The sequence below is a fragment of the Psychromonas sp. SP041 genome, assembly GCF_000470315.2.
Classification (GTDB): Bacteria; Pseudomonadota; Gammaproteobacteria; order Enterobacterales; family Psychromonadaceae; genus Psychromonas.
In genome coordinates this window covers 79461-96696 of sequence record NZ_CBRF02000018.1, presented here as the reverse complement: position 1 = coordinate 96696, position 17236 = coordinate 79461, and the positions used below count along the sequence as shown (strand labels likewise).

16 protein-coding genes are annotated in these 17236 nt (G+C 35.1%); 5 read left to right on the top strand and 11 right to left on the bottom strand.

What is annotated here, in order from left to right; translation table 11 throughout:
• The first annotated feature begins 143 nt into the window (after nt 1-143).
• From SP041_RS11765 to SP041_RS11755, 3 genes are all read left to right on the top strand, one after another.
• A complete protein-coding gene (locus SP041_RS11765) occupies nt 144-770 on the top strand; it encodes a suppressor of fused domain protein (protein ID WP_137297846.1) in 627 nt (208 codons plus the stop codon).
• A gap of 153 nt (nt 771-923) precedes the next feature.
• Complete coding sequence (locus SP041_RS11760) at nt 924-1673, top strand: hypothetical protein (RefSeq protein WP_137297845.1); 750 nt, start codon at nt 924-926, stop codon at nt 1671-1673.
• Between the two features lie 121 nt (nt 1674-1794).
• A complete protein-coding gene (locus SP041_RS11755) occupies nt 1795-2037 on the top strand; it encodes a hypothetical protein (RefSeq protein WP_137297844.1) in 243 nt (80 codons plus the stop codon).
• Between the two features lie 220 nt (nt 2038-2257).
• Here the strand turns inward: SP041_RS11755 and SP041_RS11750 are convergent, their stop codons facing one another.
• The 11 genes from SP041_RS11750 to SP041_RS11700 form a co-directional block, all read right to left on the bottom strand.
• The gene (locus tag SP041_RS11750; protein ID WP_205961195.1) at nt 2258-3268 is read right to left on the bottom strand and encodes a nickel/cobalt transporter; all 1011 of its coding nucleotides are present in this window, start codon (nt 3266-3268) and stop codon (nt 2258-2260) included.
• 9 nt (nt 3269-3277) lie between these two features.
• A complete protein-coding gene (locus SP041_RS11745) occupies nt 3278-3919 on the bottom strand; it encodes a DUF1007 family protein (protein WP_205961194.1) in 642 nt (213 codons plus the stop codon).
• A 129-nt stretch (nt 3920-4048) separates the two neighbouring features.
• Nucleotides 4049-4999: a metal ABC transporter substrate-binding protein gene (locus SP041_RS11740; protein ID WP_137297842.1), complete on the bottom strand. Its 951-nt coding sequence runs from the start codon at nt 4997-4999 to the stop codon at nt 4049-4051.
• 30 nt (nt 5000-5029) lie between these two features.
• Nucleotides 5030-5902 (bottom strand): metal ABC transporter permease, encoded by an 873-nt coding sequence (locus SP041_RS11735; RefSeq protein ID WP_137297841.1) that lies wholly within the window; start codon nt 5900-5902, stop codon nt 5030-5032.
• Nucleotides 5899-6729 (bottom strand): metal ABC transporter ATP-binding protein, encoded by an 831-nt coding sequence (locus SP041_RS11730; RefSeq protein WP_137297840.1) that lies wholly within the window; start codon nt 6727-6729, stop codon nt 5899-5901. The genes SP041_RS11735 and SP041_RS11730 overlap by 4 nt, the downstream gene beginning before the upstream one ends.
• Nucleotides 6730-7390: 661 nt before the next feature.
• On the bottom strand, nt 7391-8641 hold the full coding sequence (gene sbmA, locus SP041_RS11725) for a peptide antibiotic transporter SbmA (RefSeq protein ID WP_137297839.1): 1251 nt from the start codon (nt 8639-8641) through the stop codon (nt 7391-7393).
• 928 nt (nt 8642-9569) lie between these two features.
• Nucleotides 9570-10997: an anti-phage deoxyguanosine triphosphatase gene (locus SP041_RS11720; protein WP_240791459.1), complete on the bottom strand. Its 1428-nt coding sequence runs from the start codon at nt 10995-10997 to the stop codon at nt 9570-9572.
• A gap of 348 nt (nt 10998-11345) precedes the next feature.
• A complete protein-coding gene (locus SP041_RS11715; RefSeq protein WP_137297838.1) occupies nt 11346-11909 on the bottom strand; it encodes a YceI family protein in 564 nt (187 codons plus the stop codon).
• 50 nt (nt 11910-11959) lie between these two features.
• The gene (locus SP041_RS11710; RefSeq protein WP_240791458.1) at nt 11960-12475 is read right to left on the bottom strand and encodes a cytochrome b; all 516 of its coding nucleotides are present in this window, start codon (nt 12473-12475) and stop codon (nt 11960-11962) included.
• A gap of 84 nt (nt 12476-12559) precedes the next feature.
• Nucleotides 12560-13192 carry a glutathione S-transferase gene (locus SP041_RS11705; RefSeq protein WP_137297836.1) on the bottom strand — a complete coding sequence of 211 codons (633 nt, stop codon included), beginning with the start codon at nt 13190-13192 and terminating at the stop codon, nt 12560-12562.
• Nucleotides 13193-13609: 417 nt separating this feature from the next.
• On the bottom strand, nt 13610-14305 hold the full coding sequence (locus SP041_RS11700; protein WP_137297835.1) for a cation transporter: 696 nt from the start codon (nt 14303-14305) through the stop codon (nt 13610-13612).
• Nucleotides 14306-14411: 106 nt separating this feature from the next.
• Between SP041_RS11700 and SP041_RS11695 the strand changes: the two genes are divergently transcribed.
• Nucleotides 14412-14822 (top strand): MerR family transcriptional regulator, encoded by a 411-nt coding sequence (locus SP041_RS11695; protein ID WP_137297834.1) that lies wholly within the window; start codon nt 14412-14414, stop codon nt 14820-14822.
• A gap of 377 nt (nt 14823-15199) precedes the next feature.
• Nucleotides 15200-17230: a TonB-dependent receptor gene (locus SP041_RS11690; RefSeq protein WP_137297833.1), complete on the top strand. Its 2031-nt coding sequence runs from the start codon at nt 15200-15202 to the stop codon at nt 17228-17230.
• Nucleotides 17231-17236: the final 6 nt, after the last annotated feature.

The following is a 17236-nucleotide window of genomic DNA, read 5'->3' as shown; positions in this document are numbered from 1 at the left end:
TTATGACTCAATTTAATCAATTAGTTAATAAAAACAAAATAATCTATTTAATCTCAAGTAAATGTAAGCTACTGTCATTTTTATTTAAAATAAACAGGCTGAAATGAGAAATTCTACAGCCTCGTTATAACTAAAGGAAGATTATGGGTCTGCTGGAAGATTCGTGGGAACAAAGAGAAGAACAAGTATATCCAGAATTATTTGGCGGTACTGGTGAAGGTATTTACCCGTTAGATGCCTCTCTATTCAAAAATCAATTTGGTATCGACAGCATTGATCCGAGATGGTTACATTTTGGTGTTTTCAAATGTGCTCCAACGAGTGACAGAAAAACTTGGGTTTATGTTACCTCTGGCATGTCGAATACATGGGAGTCAGATGACCCGCAAGAGTATTCAGGTTTCGGAACTGAGTTTATCCTTGAAACAGATGAGGAAAGTGATTGGGCCATAAATGCTTTACGTAGTTTAGTAGCTTTCAATATTCTTGTGTCGGTTGGTCATTATGGTGATAAACCTCTAGTGGACTATGGTGATCGTATTCCTATGTCAATTGAACCAAATATTTCAAGCTTAATGGTCGTAAAACCAAATCAATTCCCTGAATCATTCGACTTAATATCTGGCAAAGTAGATATACTTCAAATTACCGGTATTACAGCTCAAGAATTGGATTACGCGAAAGAGAAAAATTCAGAAGCTCTAGCAAATATGCTATTCAAATTTCAAGGTTCATTTACCTTAAATCCTGATAGGTTAGGTGTAATTTAGTTATAACAAGCGCATCAAATTTGACTCCGCAAGCAGTCCGATTTTTTGCAAAAAATAAAGGCGCAAAAAAGCGTCCAATTTGCTCCGCACTTTATGCGGGCGTTAGCACTCTTTAAATGTGCATCTTAATCATAATTATTTTAAGGGGGAATTATGGAAGTAAAATGCAAGCTCTGTCGATGTAAAGGCAAACTCTGTAATTCTCATGCTATTCCCGATAGCTTGTTTAAGGCAATATTTAGAGATAATAGTGGTAAAGCGATTAAGCTAAGTAGCCTAGATGATAAGCCAATTGAATATTCACAGGATAGCTGGGCTACTGAACAGTTATGTGAAGCTTGTGAGAAAAAGCTCAACAAAAATTATGAGTTATATAGTCTAAAAGCTCTGAGTGGCAAAAATGTGGATTTTACTCGCCTTGATGACGGCGTTTTATTTGAGTCTATTGATACGCAAAAAATTCGTGATTTTATAGTGGCAATCCTTTGGAGAGCAAGTATTTCTGAAAGCCCAAATTATAAAGCTATCGAATTATCCAATAAGCTAAATGAGAGCATTAGACTATCTTTAAATATTTCTTCTTCAGTCTCAAAAAGAAAAATTTTAGTCCGTGGATTTAAATTAATAGATACAGCGGAAGGTGGCTTTACACGAGAAAACCTTCGAAATTTCATTTCTTCACCATTTTTAAGGAATTATTCAGTGGATGAGGGCAAATCTAGCAAAGTAGTTTGTCTTGTGTTTTTAGGGTATTTGTTTGAAATTTTTATAAATTCTTACCCAAAAGATAACTCTTATCGTCATGAGTTCATTGGATTGGATAAGAAGAAATATAAATTTAAGTTTCAAGAAATAACTATAAATTGTGGACACCCAAACGTTGAACTCAGTAATATCAATTAGTTAATGATCAAATCAAAACTCAGCGCGGCTGCAAAAATACCACCGTTGAGCTTTCCCAATCAATGAACTCATTTTAGTAAAGCCAAACAGGATGTTTGTATTAGTTTCGGCTAGTGCATGGATGCACGTCCGAAACGGTACGTTTAAAATGGCGGAATTGGTTGGTTCAGAAAGCGACTCGGTGCCAGTCTCTTTGCTTACTTTCTCTGCTGGCAGAGAGAAAGTAAAGTCGTCGAAAGGGCGAAATTCAAAGCTAAAAACATCAGCCCACCTCGACGAGCGAAGACGAGATGATTCTGTCCGATTAAAACGAGAATTAGATGAGCTAAGGTGCTTCGGGGGCGATTGCGCCTTCTCTTTCTAGGGCGTAAAGGAGCACAAACCGACTTAGTGAATACCACTCATTATTATATAAATGTATGCTAGGTTTAACGAGTGACTATACTTGAAAATAAAGGGTAATATAATTATTAACCCTCTCTTAATCATTAGTGATGATGTTGTATTTAATAGTACTTCCTTGAAAGTCTACTGTTTATTATCAGGTTTTATTTGTTTATTTGTTTATTTGTTTATTTACTTATTTAAAATACCGCTGACATGCCAACTGGTTGAGATTTTAATAATATAACCCCCATTAATACTAATAAAATGCCACCCGTTAATTTAACTAAAGTATTGATATTTTTTCTTCTTTTACTTTTAAAGTGAATATTATTTTTATCCCCGTTTTTTAAGTAACCTTGTACTAGCTTTGTCCCTATTGTTGTCATAATGGCAATACTAGAGGTTGTTAATGCGGTACCAATTGACATAAACAATGCACTAATAATCCCTAGCCAATACAGCCCCAAGGTATTAGAAAAGAGTAAGACCATGATTGCACCTGTACAAGGGCGAAGCCCCACGCTAAAAATAATCGCTAAATATTCTTTAAATGAAGAGGCTTTATTAATGTCTTCGGCGCCTGCGAAGTGAACATGGCCACAACCACACATATTATTATGGCTATGCTTAATACTATTGGTAATAGGTTTTATGGCAGTTATTTTGATAGTAGAAGGGCGAGAGTAAAATTCTTTGAAAAGTGTCTTCATATTACGCCAGATGACGATTGAACCTAATATAACAACGGAATAAAAACTTAAACTGATGAAGTGGTTCGCTTCATTATTGACTTCGCGCATGGTTGAATTAAATAGCAGCAATAATATTGAGACAACAACGATAGCCACTATTGCTTGTAGCAAAGCAGACAAAACGGTGAGTATTAAACTTATTTTGACCTTAGTCGGGTGAGTTGCAAGATACGTTGTAACAATTAACTTACCATGGCCTGGGCCAAGGGAATGTAATACACCATATATAAAAGCCACAGAGATAAGTGAAAAACCAGAGGCCAAGAGTTGAGTTTTAGCTGAATATAATAACTCAATTATTTGTTCATTTATTTCTTTTTGCCAGTGCATACTGGCCATCATTAATGCAGGCCAAGCTTGCCAGATAGCATATCCAACACTTAAAAAGATAATGCTTGTAAAATATAACCAGGTTTTATTAAACGTTGTTGTGTTGAAGGTTATTTTATTTTTCACGCTAACTCCTTATTTAAGGCAATTAATGATTACTGTTTGAGTAAAAAGCTGTCCGAGAGCATCATCGGGATCTTCATCAACACCTAATGACATTGCATAGGTAACTTGCTCTGGTGTTGGGGTTGGGGGAATAAGTTCGAAGGTGCAAAATTGGCTTAATTCAGGAGATAATTCGATATCGCTTTTGCTATCCCAACTCATATCGACATAATAGCTTGGTTCAAAAATAGCCAGCTTGAAAGGACGGTTTGATATTGCTTTAGGTTTAGAAAGAGGAATATAAAAGTCGAGTGTTAATTTTGAGCCATGTTGCGTTAAGGTACCTTGGTTGGAAAAAGCATATTTAATTGGTATTTTACCATCATAAAAATAAGTAAAGTAATGCTCTAAATTAATATTTTCCATCACCGATTTTTTTATTTTTGTTAAGGTTTTTAATTTATTTTCCGCAGATAAATCTTCTCCATCAAGCATGTAAGCAGATGTTATTGAATCAAAAGTCCAAGACATGGTGAAACCTGATATTTGATTTCCTTTTCCTTCAATTTTTGTTTTTAAGCTGATCCAGGAGTGAGGATGAGCTTGTGCATGTATTGGAATAATCAGGTTAATAATGATAATAAAACATAAGTTTTTAAGGTTTTTTTTCATATTAATTAAATGTTCTTTTATACGCATGAAGATTAAAGTGACCAAATGTATTTGGCCACTTTTAAATCCCAGATAACCGAATTAACGAATTAACGAATTAACGAATTAACGAATTAACGAATTAACGAATTAACGAATTAATGCATCGACAATAGTTGTTACATTATGTTCTATCATATCTAGATAAGTTGATGCGGGACCTTCAGGCTCAGAAAGGGCATCAGAAAATAATTTACCGCCAACCTTAGTATCAGTTTCACGGATAATTTGCTCAACCATACGGTTATCAGCAATATTTTCTATGAATACCGCATTGATATTATCTCGACGAATTTGTTTAATGATTGTAGCAACATCAGATGCACTCGCCTCAGATTCGGTACTAATACCTTGGGGAGCCATAAACTCAAGGTCAAAGTCATGAGCAAGATAACCAAAGGCATCATGAGGCGTAATCACTTTACGTTGGGTTAATGGCACCATTTCCATTTTTTTACGCAGTTTACTTTCTAATTTATTGAGTTTTGCGATATAAATGGCTGCATTTTTTTTATATTCTTGGCTATTATCAGGGTCAACTTGACTTAAACCGCTTTGAATATTATTCACGTAAATTTTTACATTGGTAATACTGTTCCATGCATGTGGATCTGGCCCTTGGTGATGATGCTCAGCCTCCTCTTTTTTATCAGCGTGTTCTTTATGCTCTTCTTCATGCCCACTTATTTGTAAAACATTGATGCCATCTGATGCAGTTACTTTTACCCCATTAAATTGAGATGATTCAAGTAAACGTTGCATCCAACCTTCAAAATTAAGGCCATTTACCACTAATAATTGTGCATTTTTTACGGCTTGAGCATCTTGTGGTGTTGGGCTATAAACATGTGCATCACCATTGTCTTTGACTAAGGTGGTCAATTTAATATGCTCACCTCCAACTTCTGAAATCAAATCACCTAGAATTGAAAAGCTTGCTACTACATCTACTTTCTCAGATGCGGCTGCATTTGAACTAACGCCTAATATCAGCGCCATTGAAGCCAATAAATGCGCTTTTTTAAATAAGGTTAATGTCATTTTTTGTTCCTTTAATTAATAAAAAACTAGTTAAAAGTGAAGTTTATGTGATTTTTTTGAAAGTAATCCTCCATGTTGTCCAAATAAGAGCGATACGATATAGATGATGCCCATTACTAGTACGATGGCAGGACTTGTTGCAAAACTGACGTGGAATGAAAGAAAAAGACCTAAATAACTACTTATGATGGATGTTAATAATGCTATCAATAGCATGACACCTAACTTCTCACTCCAAAATCTTGAAATAGCGGCGGGTAAAATCATTAACCCTACAGACATGAGTGTCCCTAAAGCATGAAACCCAGCGACTAAATTTAATACAACCAATAATAAGAAAGCATAATGTGCAATAGCACTTAACTTACTCACAGACTTAAAAAAGTCTGGATCAACACACTCAAATACTAATGGTCGATAAAGCACGGTTAATGAAAGCACTGAAATAGTGGCAATAGAGGTAAGCAATATCAACGCGTCATTATTGAGTGCTAATACAGATCCAAATAACACATGTAAGAGATCAACATTACTGCCTTTTGCTGAGATAATAAGTACACCAGCAGCAAGTGATAACAGGTAAAAAGCAGCTAAGCTTGAGTCCTCTTCTGCGTTGGAGTAGCGGGCAACGATACCGGCCAAAATAGCGACAATACAACCTGCAATAATGCCGCCAATGGTCATCGCTATAATAGAGACTCCCGATATTAAAAAACCAATAGCGGCTCCTGGTAATATTGCATGTGCCATTGCATCACCGGTTAAACTCATTCTTCTCAGGGTGAGAAACACACCAATAGGGGTAGCGCTAATACTCAGTACAATGCCCCCCCATAATGCTCTTTGCATAAATGAGAAATCGCTAAAGGGTTCAATAAATAAACTATAAACGTTGCTGATCATGATATTTTTTCCTCATAATGAGCTGGGTTTGTACAATGAATATGTGTTGAATTCTTTTTTGGTAATGAGCTAGATACCTCATTATGTGAATCGACTGTTAATGGTGTTGAGATATCCATAGTGTGAGAAATATAGGCTAAGTGTTGATATCCAGCTTTCGATAAATTATCGCCTGTCATTACTGTTTTTACACTTCCACAAGCAATTAACTCTTTGGCCAGTAAAATGACATTTGGAAAAAAACGCGAGACTAGTAATAAATCATGGATCACTGTAATGATAGTTTTACCTTGTTGCTGGCAATCATTAATAACGTTCATCAGGTCCATCGTTGTTTGTGTATCAATTGCTGCAAAGGGCTCATCGAGTAATAAAATATCTGCATCTTGCATTAACATGCGGGCAAACAACATTCGTTGAAATTGTCCTCCAGATAAAGTACTTATTTGTCTTTCCTCAAAGCCTTCGAGGCTTACTTTATTTAATGCTTGTTTTAATAACTCATTTTCTGATGAACTAAACTTTTTCCAAAAGCCGATTCTTTTCCAAGATCCCGCTGATATAAAGTCTTTCACTGTAATGGGGAATTTTCGGTCTATTTTGTGGCTCTGTGGTAGATAAGCGATATCTTTAGACGTTAGTGCGCCTAGTTCAATGAATCCTGAACTTGGCTCCAACTGTCCCATTATAGCTTTCAGCAAGGTTGATTTTCCTGCACCATTTGCACCTACAATAGCAACAAGTTGTCCTTTTTTTATTTCTACAGAGATATTATCTAAAGCCGGTGAGTCTTTATAATTGACGCACAAATTAAGAATATTAATCATGAGTCAACTCATTAAAGTAATTGAAATAATATGAACCAAAGAATGAGAATTATTGCTGATGTAACAATTAGACGAAAGTTGACACCGAGTAATAATAGGGACTTTGTAGAAGTATTAATGCTGTTTAGATTATGTGGGTTCTTTTTCATTTTTTATTATTCTTATTACGGATGATAGATTTATATTAACTCTTTATTGTTATGTTATAACATAACATATTGAAGTGTACAGAAGAACTTCAATGGAAATATTAATTAAAATTTTTATGAAAGAATTTATAACAAAAAATGATAAGGGGACTTGTCTATAAAATGATAAAAAAGTGGTATTCGCTAAGGGGGGATTGAAACTAGTGATAATTACTTAGATTAATGGTATGGACCCTCTCCACTTACGGCTTCAAATGAGCCAATATAGAAGTGTTAAACCGTCTATATACAGAAATATGGTATAAGGCCCCCAAAACGTTGCTTGTTATATCAATACAAGTTTGAGAGGGGGCCTTAGCAAGCTTTAGTTATACCGATTACATTAAATAAATGATCTAAATTTTGTGCAGGAAAAATGTCTTATTTTAAGGCGTAAACGGAGCTAAACGTTTGTTCCCTTTACGAAATTTATAACGGAAAAATAAGTTATTTTAACCAGTAAAATAGATCAGTTAATTAGTGTGGTTGATATTATCATCCAATGTTGACTCAAATGCAGTGAGTCGTTTCCGAACTGATAAAAGTTCAACGATGGTTGTCCAAGAGTTAACTAAATATTGGAATGAATTACTCACTTGACCAAAGGCAGTCAGGATCTGTTGAAGAATACCGAACGTGATAGCGCCTATAACGATAGTGGGTACGAGTAGAATAAAGACAAAGATGTTATCTGCCTGTAAATACAACATACGGGCAACGTTGAAGTACATATAATGAAAGTATAAACGGAAATAGTTTTTGCGTACATTTAAAAACAATTCGTTTAATGTAATTGGGTCCGCACGATTAGCATCATCTTCCCCGTAAACTAATTCTTTACGAAATGCTGCTTCAACCTTTTGATTATTAAACTCTAACCCAGGTAATTTAATACCAATTAATGCCAGTAAACCTGTTCCAAAGATTGACCAAAATAACGATGCATAGAAGAGTGGGTGAGCAATTTTACCTATTATTGGTAACTCTGATACATATTCAGATAGGCTCCATAAGACGGGTAGAAATGCAAATAATGTCATTACTGCTTCCACTAATGCAACACCAAGGCTCTCCATAATAGATGCAAAACGCATCGTATCTTCTTGAATACGTTGGGATGCTCCTTCAACATTTCTTAATTTAAGCCAATACTGAGTATAATATTCATTCATGGCAGTACGCCAGCGAAAGATAAAATGGCTGACTAGAAAACGAGTCACCACATAGATGAAAATAGCTAAGAATGCGATCTCGCCAAATACAATTAACAGACCAAATAATTGCTCACTGGCAGAGTTGGCTGTCTGTGCATTAATCGTTTCTGTGGCGGTGTTATTGCCGATGGGTTTTAATAATGATTGAATTAAATCAAAAAATGGGCGACGCCAATTATTGATAGCAACGGATACTTGTACTGAAAAATAGGTTGAAAATAAAATGGTAGAAGAACCAATAATAGACCACCATTGCCATTTATGTGGCGATGCTTTGAACCATACAAAAGCAAAAATAACCGTACAGATAAAGTAGTAACAATAAAATAATAAAAAAGAATCAGTCACAAAATGCTTTAAGCCTATGACGGGTTCAGAGTCCGTAATATCAAGGCCGAAAAAGTCAGCCATTTGCTCGTTGTATCCATACCAAACAGCACAAGTAAGTCCGGCAAAGATCAATACCGAGATGAAGAATATCTTAGGATTAGGAAAGAACGATTTAAACATAGATGAGTAGGCTCTTATAATTTTGCAATGATTGTACATTGTTAGGTTGGGTCATAATTACATTTTCAATAAAAAAAGATATAAAAAATATTTGTCTTTTTACAAGGGATTGAGCAACTAAGTTGTTTTGACCATCATTTTTTATATTCCCTAGGCGATATTAAGGGGTATCTAATATCGATTCAGATACCTGCTTTTTTCTGCATTTATGAAAGAGTACGATGATAAATGCAGCTAACCATTTTTAGATGGAAATCATTCATTAAGGTGAAGGAAACCAACATACTCTACTCGAATTTAGTTGTCGATAGCCTAGATTATTTGAAAATTTTTTAGGAGATTAAATACAGGAGGAGAGTAGTTAATAGCAAGGAACGTTAACTAACCGATATCGATCGTTTGGCGTATGCCATCACCATCGAGAGGGGGGTTAACAGGATTGTATTAAAGTCTGTTCTGAAACCTTTGGATAAAAAACTATTTACAGGGGCAGGTAAGTAGCACACGCAGGAACCTCACCAATATTTATTTTGCATTAGGCCAGTATAATAACGTCATTAAATAACCTCATTTCTGGATAAGCAAAGTGATATAGCATCATTATTTCTGTGAACTTCTACGTTAAATTATTTTCCAATAACCCGTTATTACTTCAATAATTCACCTTGAATGACACTTCCATTGTTTTACCAGCGAATTTAACTCTGTGTATCCTGTTTATTTTTTGCGTGTTGTGATTAGGGATTTTTCAGATAATAAATAGCTGAGCCGCCGATAGAGTGAAAAGGCTGCAAAATTAATACCCTAATGACGTGACGAGTGTAGTTGAGCTGATTCTGATTTTTTATTCGATGACAACGCACAACTGAGTTATTTGAATAAGTAAATAACTCAGTTGTTTCTATTTACTGTAATAATAGTAAATCGATTAAAATGCATGTTCACCCATCATTGGGGTTGTTTGGTTACTGCTAAATAAACTCGCGTGCAATCTCAACGCATGATTGTCGGTTAAGCTTGAAATGTAATCTGCAATGACTCGTTGTTCGCGTGACTCATCACCATTCTGTGCTTTCCATAACTGTTTTGCGCTCTCAGGCAAAAAGCGTAAGGGTCCCGCTTTAAAGGTTTCAAACAACTCCATGACAATTTGTTGTCCTCGGTATTCTAAAATTTGTAAATCAGGGCTTTTGATAACATAGTTTAAAACAAAGCTTTTTAGAATTTCTAAAGCTTGGTACATAGCGGGATCTAAGTATGCGTTATAAGCCAATAATGGCTCTATAAACTGTTTATTAACACGTTGAATGCTGATAGATGTAATTAATGCATTCACTAATGAGCCAATCGCATCTTTACGCTTAAAGTGTTGCAATGAAAATAAATTGTCTGTTATTTCTTGTAGCTGGTCATGTAAACAAAAGTCTTTAATGTCATACAACTGCTTCAATACTTTTTCTTGCCATAGGGCTTTATTAATAATGCCCATCGCGATCGCATCTTCAAGGTCATGCACGCCATAGGCAATGTCATCCGCGATTTCCATGACTGAACAATCAAAAGATTTATATTTAGATTTTAAATGTTGTTTCGAGTCGTTTATCGGTGTTCTTTTACTGCCAAATAAACGTCGATCACTTTCACACAACGGCGCTAAAACAGAATCTAATAATGCTTTGTCATGATCATAAATACCTTTTGCAGGCATCCATTCTTCAGTTTTTAATTGACGAAAATTACGACTGTTATCAATAGGGTAGGAATTACTGAGTTCACTCAAACAGATTGGGTATTTTAATAGCCCCAATAAACTACGGCGGGTTAAGTTCATGCCGTTATGTTCTGTATATTGCTCAAGCTGCGTTAGAATTCGAAAGGTTTGTCCATTACCTTCAAAGCCACCGTGTTCTATCATCATATAATTAAGAGCCGTTTCACCACCGTGACCAAAAGGAGGGTGGCCAATATCATGGCTTAAGCAAATTGTCTCAATTAAATTGTTACCGGGTAACAAAGCATGAAATTCTGGCTGAATCATTTGTAAGTTAGCAATAATACCCGTACCGATTTGTGCCACTTCTAAAGAATGTGTTAAGCGAGTACGGTAAAAATCACTGAGGCCATTATTATGAATTTGAGTCTTCGATTGTAAACGTCGAAATGCTGCCGAGTGTAATACACGTGCTTTATCACGTTGAAAGGGGGTACGTTGGTCTAGTCGTCTTTTTTTATTCGGCTCTTCTATTAAACGTGCCAACCAAGCATTATTGATGGAAAGATCTATGCTGTTTTTTTCTACTGCTGTATCAAGCTGATTATTATCACTAACAGTTGTCATGTTCTTTTCTAAATGCATATTTTCACCGTAGTTTGCTAAGTACATAAAAAGTGTAACGTGTTTTTAGGCTGAAAAATACAGCTAAGTTACTGTAACAGAAAATCTAAAAGGGCTTATTGTCGTATTCTATTATTGAAATTTAATTAAATAGAGTCATTAAATAGAATAATTGAATTGAGATAATTTTTTATTAGGATATCAGACTTGGATATAAGGTTATTAGAACGACGAATTTACTAAAGGGTTATTGGTGTAACGCACTGAGACAATTAAGATGATTTTTCTGTGATAATAAAAGGCTTTTAAATAGCAACAATAGAAAATAACTGTCTATTGTTGCTATTATGTCTTTAATCTATTGTTCGATTACTGACGAATACCTTCTAATACGATATCTAAATCAACGTAAGTTGAAGCGCCTTTAACATTCATACCAAAATCAGCTAGTTCTAAGCGTGCAGTACCTTCTAAACCAGCACGGTAATTACCCCATGGGTCATCACCTTGACCAATGACTTTAGCATCAACCACAACCGGTTTAGTCACGCCATGGAATGTCATATCACCAGTAATTGCTAAACCGCCATCGGCTTTTTCTGCAACGCTAGTACTAACAAATTTTGCTGTTGAGAATTTACCTGCATCAATATAATCATCGCTTTTAAGATGCTTATCACGCTCTGCATGGTTTGAATCTAAGCTGGTTGTATTAACGTTAATCGTCACTTTAGATGCAGTTACATTTTTTTCATCGTAGCTAAATTGCCCTTCAAATTTATTGAAACGGCCTTGAATAAAGCTATAACCTAAATGGCTAACTTTAAAGTTAACAAAAGCATGCGTTGTATCTATTTTATAATCTGCTGCGATTGCGCTCATTGGTAAAGCCATTACTGCGCTTAAAGCTGACGCGATTAGTACTTTTTTCATGGTATCTTCCTTAGTTGAGTAAATATAACGTAGAACATGGTTTAAAATAATTAAAGCATTTTTTTAAGAGTATTATCTTTATTAATGAAATGATGCTTCAAAGCAGCAAGGGCATGTAAGCTTGATAATCCGATTAATACATAAGCTGCATATTCATGTACTTGTCCTGCAAGATCTTCTTGGTTTTCAATAAATGAGCCTAACCCAGGTACTTCTAGCCAATTAAAAATGGCGATACCACGTCCATCTGCTGTCGAGATTAAGTAGCCAGATAAAAACATGGTGAATAATAAGATATAAACGAGATAATGTGCATAAGTGGCTGCCTTTTTTTCAAAAGCTGAACCTTCAATTTTAGGGGCGTTCGAGATTAACTTCCATATCAGTCGGCCTAAGGTGATCAACACAAAACATAAGCCAAAGGACTTATGCCAATGCGGTGCCGTTTGGTACCATTCACTATAATAGCTAAGGTCGACCATCCAATAACCTGCTGCAAATAAACCAATGACCATGATGGCTGACAGCCAATGAAATGATTTTGCTAGTGTATTATATTTAGTCATTCTTTCTTCCATGATTAAAACCTGTTAATAATTATTTTTTGAATTCGATTTAACGATCATAATGAAATTCAGGTTAGCATTCGGTTAAGGGAATAAAATATCTTCGCCTGATTCAAGCCAGGTCGGGTATTTTTTCATGCAGTTTATAAACAGCTCGTCATTAACTAATTCCATTAACCATTGTTGGACTCGTAAATATGGGCTTTGTTCAAACCATGCTTTGTCTACACTAGCAAATTGTCGGATAAAAGGGAAAATTGCCATATCAGCTAAGGTTATATGATCTGCAAATAAATAGGTTTGTTTATGTAAACGAGACTCTAACTCCATTAAAAAATCTTCTGCTTGGTCTCGGTAGTAGGCTTGTTCATATTCTGGAAACCTATCTGCATACTTATATTTATCTAACCAAGACTTAAACTCATAATCATTATTATCGATTAGTAATAACATCTCTTGTAATGAATCATTTATCCATTGTTTAGGATCATGCTGACTTAAGGCCCAGACCATGATTTCTAGACTTTCATCTAATACTGCTTGTTCATTTATTTGTAGCACTGGAATTGTTTTATTCGGAGAGATAGCCAATAGTTCTGCTGGCTTGTGCTTTAATACTATTTCTCTTAATCGCACTTCTTGTCCGCTAATTGCAATGGCTAAACGTGCTCTCATTGCATAAGGACAACGTCGAAATGAATATAAAATAGGTGACATAAATAAGCCTTTCAAAAGAAGATAATTGATTGTGGCAAATTAAGATAATAAGTGCATGTTAATTTTTTGTAAACTTATGTTTAAATTACCCGTCTCAATTAAGTGATCCAGCTATAAGTTCATGTATAAAAAAGGTTCTTTATTTAACCCATGATGGCTAAATGATGAAGGGAGATAGGACAGGCGAATTAATTAAGCTTTCACAATGACATTAAATTAATTATGGAAGTTGAACGATTGAAGCTAAGTAATCAAAGCTAAGTAATGGAAGTAAATAAATGAAAGCTAAGTATTTGCATATAGGTAATTAACTAGATTAATGAATATGAATAAGCTGTACAAATTGCATGACCTTGTAAATTGTTCAGCTTATTCGTTCGTTTAATCTTTTGCTTAGTAGATTATTCACTCATAAATTTAATGCTTATGTCCATCATGAACATGGTCATTTGCTTTAGGTTTTAAACTACAGTGCCCATTACTTTGTCCATCTGCATTTAATCGTTGTAATTTCTTTTCCTGATTTGCTTGTTGAATGATCTGTTTTGCTGAGCTTAAGAAAAGAGTGGCTAAAAATGCCGCTACAATTAAGTCGGGTAAAGCACTGTCAGTTACCCATACTCCAGAAGCAGCGACCAATACAACTAAGTTTCCAATGGCATCATTACGGCTACATAACCAAACAGAACGTACATTGGCATCACCATCTTTATATTTCATTAATAGTAATACGCTGACAACATTGGCAATAAAAGCGAGTATTGCAATGCTTCCCATAATGCCCGCATCAGGTGTTTCTATAAACCAGAACTTGTATAAGGTAGAAGACAGTACATAGATAGCCATTAATAATAAGCTAACCCCTTTTAACAACGCGATATTACTACGTAATGACAATGACTTACCGATAACCCATAAACTTATACCATAGGTCAATGTATCGCCTAAAAAGTCTAAAGCATCGGCCTGTAAAGATTGTGAGTGTGATTTTACACCTGCAAACATTTCAACAAAAAACATAATCCCGTTAATTAAAATAATGGCGATTAATATACGTTTGTAAATGGGATCCATACCGGTGAAATCCGCTTGGTGGTTACAACATCCAGCCATAAAATACCTCTTTTTCTCTTGTTTAATTAATTTATAATGAAACTATACAAGCTCTAGTAACTAGAGGTTCAAGTCTTTTTTGAAAATAATTGAGGATAAATAAGAAATGGTTTATTCAATTGGTCAACTCAGTAAAGAAACACACTGTAAAGTACCTACTATTCGTTACTATGAAGACATTGGTTTATTGGAAAAAGCCCAGCGCAGTGCAGGTAATCAGCGTCGTTATACCAGTCAACAATGTCAACGTTTACACTTCATACGACATAGTCGTGCATTAGGCTTTAGCCTTGATGAAATTAAACAGTTAATTCATTTACAAGACTGCAAACATCATGATGCACACCAAGCGCACGATGTTGCACAACATCATTTAGTTGAAGTTCGTAATAAAATAGAACAGTTAAAACAATTAGAACAACAATTATTAACGATGATAGATAATTGTGATGTTGATGGATCTGATGATTGCTTGGTATTAAAAAGTTTGAATGAAGTCAGTGAAAAAGGTAATTAACATTAAATAAATAAAAGGTGCCTTTCTAAATGTTAAGGCACCTACTTTTGGATAAACTCTTTTATAAATTAAGCTTAAATACTTCCTTAATCTCTCTTCACACCCCTTACTAAAGCATTCATCATTAAATAACATAGATGATTTCCCGGTCAAATATTAACCTTTAGACTACCACTTTATGGTTGCTTTTTAGGTTTGTGTCTCAACGCTACCGTCCTGAACTGTGCAAAATAGATTTTGTTTAAAGGCTAAATCTTAATTTATTAAATAAGCATTTAGTGAATCTATAATCAGACTCACACTATCGATTTTACTTATCTCTATACCGCTCTATATTTTAAGTCCTATATTGAGAAATATTCATCAAAAGGAAGTGTATGAATTACATCAAGTGGTTAGCTATATCGTTAACTTTATTCCCATTTTATAGTTATGCTGATAATAGTGAGCAAGATTTTACAGATATTGATTTTGATGAACTAATGAAAATAGAAGTCACCTCTGTTAGTAAAAAAAATGAAAAACTGTCAGAAGCGGCAGCCGCCATTTATGTTGTTACAGAAGAAGAAATTCGCCGTACAGGTGCTACTAGTATTCCTGAGGCATTATTTTTGGTACCCGGTGTTGATGTTGCAAAAATAGACTCAAATAAATGGGCCATTAGTATTAGAGGATTTAATGGGCGGTTTGCTAATAAACTTTTAGTGATGATTGATGGCCGGAGTATTTATACGCCTACTTCGTCAGGTGTTTATTGGGAAAGTTTGAACTATTTAATGTCTGATATTAAGCGCATTGAAGTCATTCGAGGGCCCGGTGCCACTTTATGGGGAACCAATGCAGTTAACGGTGTCATTAACATCATCACTAAAGAGGCGACAGGAAAAGAAGCGGGATCTATTTCACTGAGCATGGGGAGTGAATCTCAAGGGCTAGGTGCTAGCCAAGGGGCGGAGATTAATGATAAAACTAAATTCCGTACCTATGTAAATGCGAGAAAGTTAGAGGAATCAAAAGATCTTTCTGGTCATGATCAAGATAACGAAGGCAAGTACCTACAAACAGGAATTCGTTTCGACCTTGAGCTAGATGATGACCAATGGTTAACACTACAAGGTGATCTTTATAAACACGACCTTCGACAACAATTCTCTATCTCTGATTTTGATGCCCCTTATAGAGCAGTAATGCAAAATGGAGATGTAGACCTGATAGGCGGTAACATTGGCGCACGTTGGGGAATGAAAACCAGTATTGATTCGGAACTAAATATCCGTACCAGTTATGACTTTTATGAACACAATGACCTTCAATTTAAAGAAACCCGCAATACTTTGAATCTTGAAATAGAACATCAATTTACTCCCTTTAAAAATCATGAGTTAATTTGGGGAGGAGGATATCGTTGGAGTCAGAGTGATATTGAAGGCTCTGCTTATTTCTCAACCTCATCTTCTATGGAAAATATTGATATATGGAATTTGTTTATTCAGGACACGTTAGACTTACCTGAACAAAATATGTCATTAACTTTTGGTGCTAAAGTTGAGGGTAATACGAATAGTAGTACAGAAGTTCAGCCTAATATTAGATTAAGTTGGTTGCCATCGAATAGGGTCACGTTATGGGGGGCTATTTCTCGTGCCGTTAGAATACCTTCTCAGGTAGAAAGTGATTCAACAATTAATATTCAAGTTATTCCACCTAGTAATTTCGATCCAACTTTTACACCTGGTTTACTACAAATCATTGGTAACAATAATTTCCAATCAGAAGAATTAACTGCTTATGAGCTTGGATATCGTTGGCTTCCTACTCCTACTTTATCCTTTGATATAGCTACTTTTTATAATGTTTATAATAACTTACAAAGTTATGATATTGGTGATGCAGAAATAAAAAATGTGAATGGGTCTACTTTTTATGTTATTCCCATTAACCTTGATAATAACTTAGAAGGTTACAGTTACGGTACTGAATGGCTAGTAACTTGGCAAGTAAATCGCCAATCTCGTTTACGTTTTTCATACAGTTTTATAGACATTAAATTAAAAGATAAAGCTGAGAATTTATTTAGTGATGAATCTATTTCTTTAGTGGCAGATCGTTCCCTTGAGCATCAAGCATCTATTTGGGGAAGTTTTGATTTAAGTGAATTTGTAGAGTTAGATTTACGCCTTTACTATACATCAGAACGTAATTGGAATAGCTCCAGCAGTGACTACTCAATCTCTGATGGTGTTGATAGTGATTTACGTATTGGGTGGCAAGCAACTAAATCATTAGGTTTCTCTCTCATTGGTCGTCATTTATTACACGCAGACAAACAGCAATTTATTACGGAATCATCGAGTACGGACTCTCTCATCGAACGTAGTATTGCGATTAATGCACGTTATCATTGGTAATGGTCA

Bases quoted from the DNA above. Each gene is read 5' to 3' on its own strand.
- SP041_RS11720 (WP_240791459.1), bottom strand. From the start codon at position 10,997: ATGCATTTAGAAAAGAACATGACAACTGTTAGTGATAATAATCAGCTT.
- SP041_RS11700 (WP_137297835.1), bottom strand. From the start codon at position 14,305: ATGGCTGGATGTTGTAACCACCAAGCGGATTTCACCGGTATGGATCCC.
- SP041_RS11705 (WP_137297836.1), bottom strand. From the start codon at position 13,192: ATGTCACCTATTTTATATTCATTTCGACGTTGTCCTTATGCAATGAGA.
- SP041_RS11745 (WP_205961194.1), bottom strand. From the start codon at position 3,919: ATGAAAAAAAACCTTAAAAACTTATGTTTTATTATCATTATTAACCTG.
- SP041_RS11690 (WP_137297833.1), top strand. From the start codon at position 15,200: ATGAATTACATCAAGTGGTTAGCTATATCGTTAACTTTATTCCCATTT.
- sbmA (WP_137297839.1), bottom strand. From the start codon at position 8,641: ATGTTTAAATCGTTCTTTCCTAATCCTAAGATATTCTTCATCTCGGTA.
- SP041_RS11765 (WP_137297846.1), top strand. From the start codon at position 144: ATGGGTCTGCTGGAAGATTCGTGGGAACAAAGAGAAGAACAAGTATAT.
- SP041_RS11710 (WP_240791458.1), bottom strand. From the start codon at position 12,475: ATGACTAAATATAATACACTAGCAAAATCATTTCATTGGCTGTCAGCC.
- SP041_RS11735 (WP_137297841.1), bottom strand. From the start codon at position 5,902: ATGATCAGCAACGTTTATAGTTTATTTATTGAACCCTTTAGCGATTTC.
- SP041_RS11740 (WP_137297842.1), bottom strand. From the start codon at position 4,999: ATGACATTAACCTTATTTAAAAAAGCGCATTTATTGGCTTCAATGGCG.
- SP041_RS11760 (WP_137297845.1), top strand. From the start codon at position 924: ATGGAAGTAAAATGCAAGCTCTGTCGATGTAAAGGCAAACTCTGTAAT.
- SP041_RS11755 (WP_137297844.1), top strand. From the start codon at position 1,795: ATGCACGTCCGAAACGGTACGTTTAAAATGGCGGAATTGGTTGGTTCA.
- SP041_RS11695 (WP_137297834.1), top strand. From the start codon at position 14,412: ATGGTTTATTCAATTGGTCAACTCAGTAAAGAAACACACTGTAAAGTA.
- SP041_RS11730 (WP_137297840.1), bottom strand. From the start codon at position 6,729: ATGATTAATATTCTTAATTTGTGCGTCAATTATAAAGACTCACCGGCT.
- SP041_RS11715 (WP_137297838.1), bottom strand. From the start codon at position 11,909: ATGAAAAAAGTACTAATCGCGTCAGCTTTAAGCGCAGTAATGGCTTTA.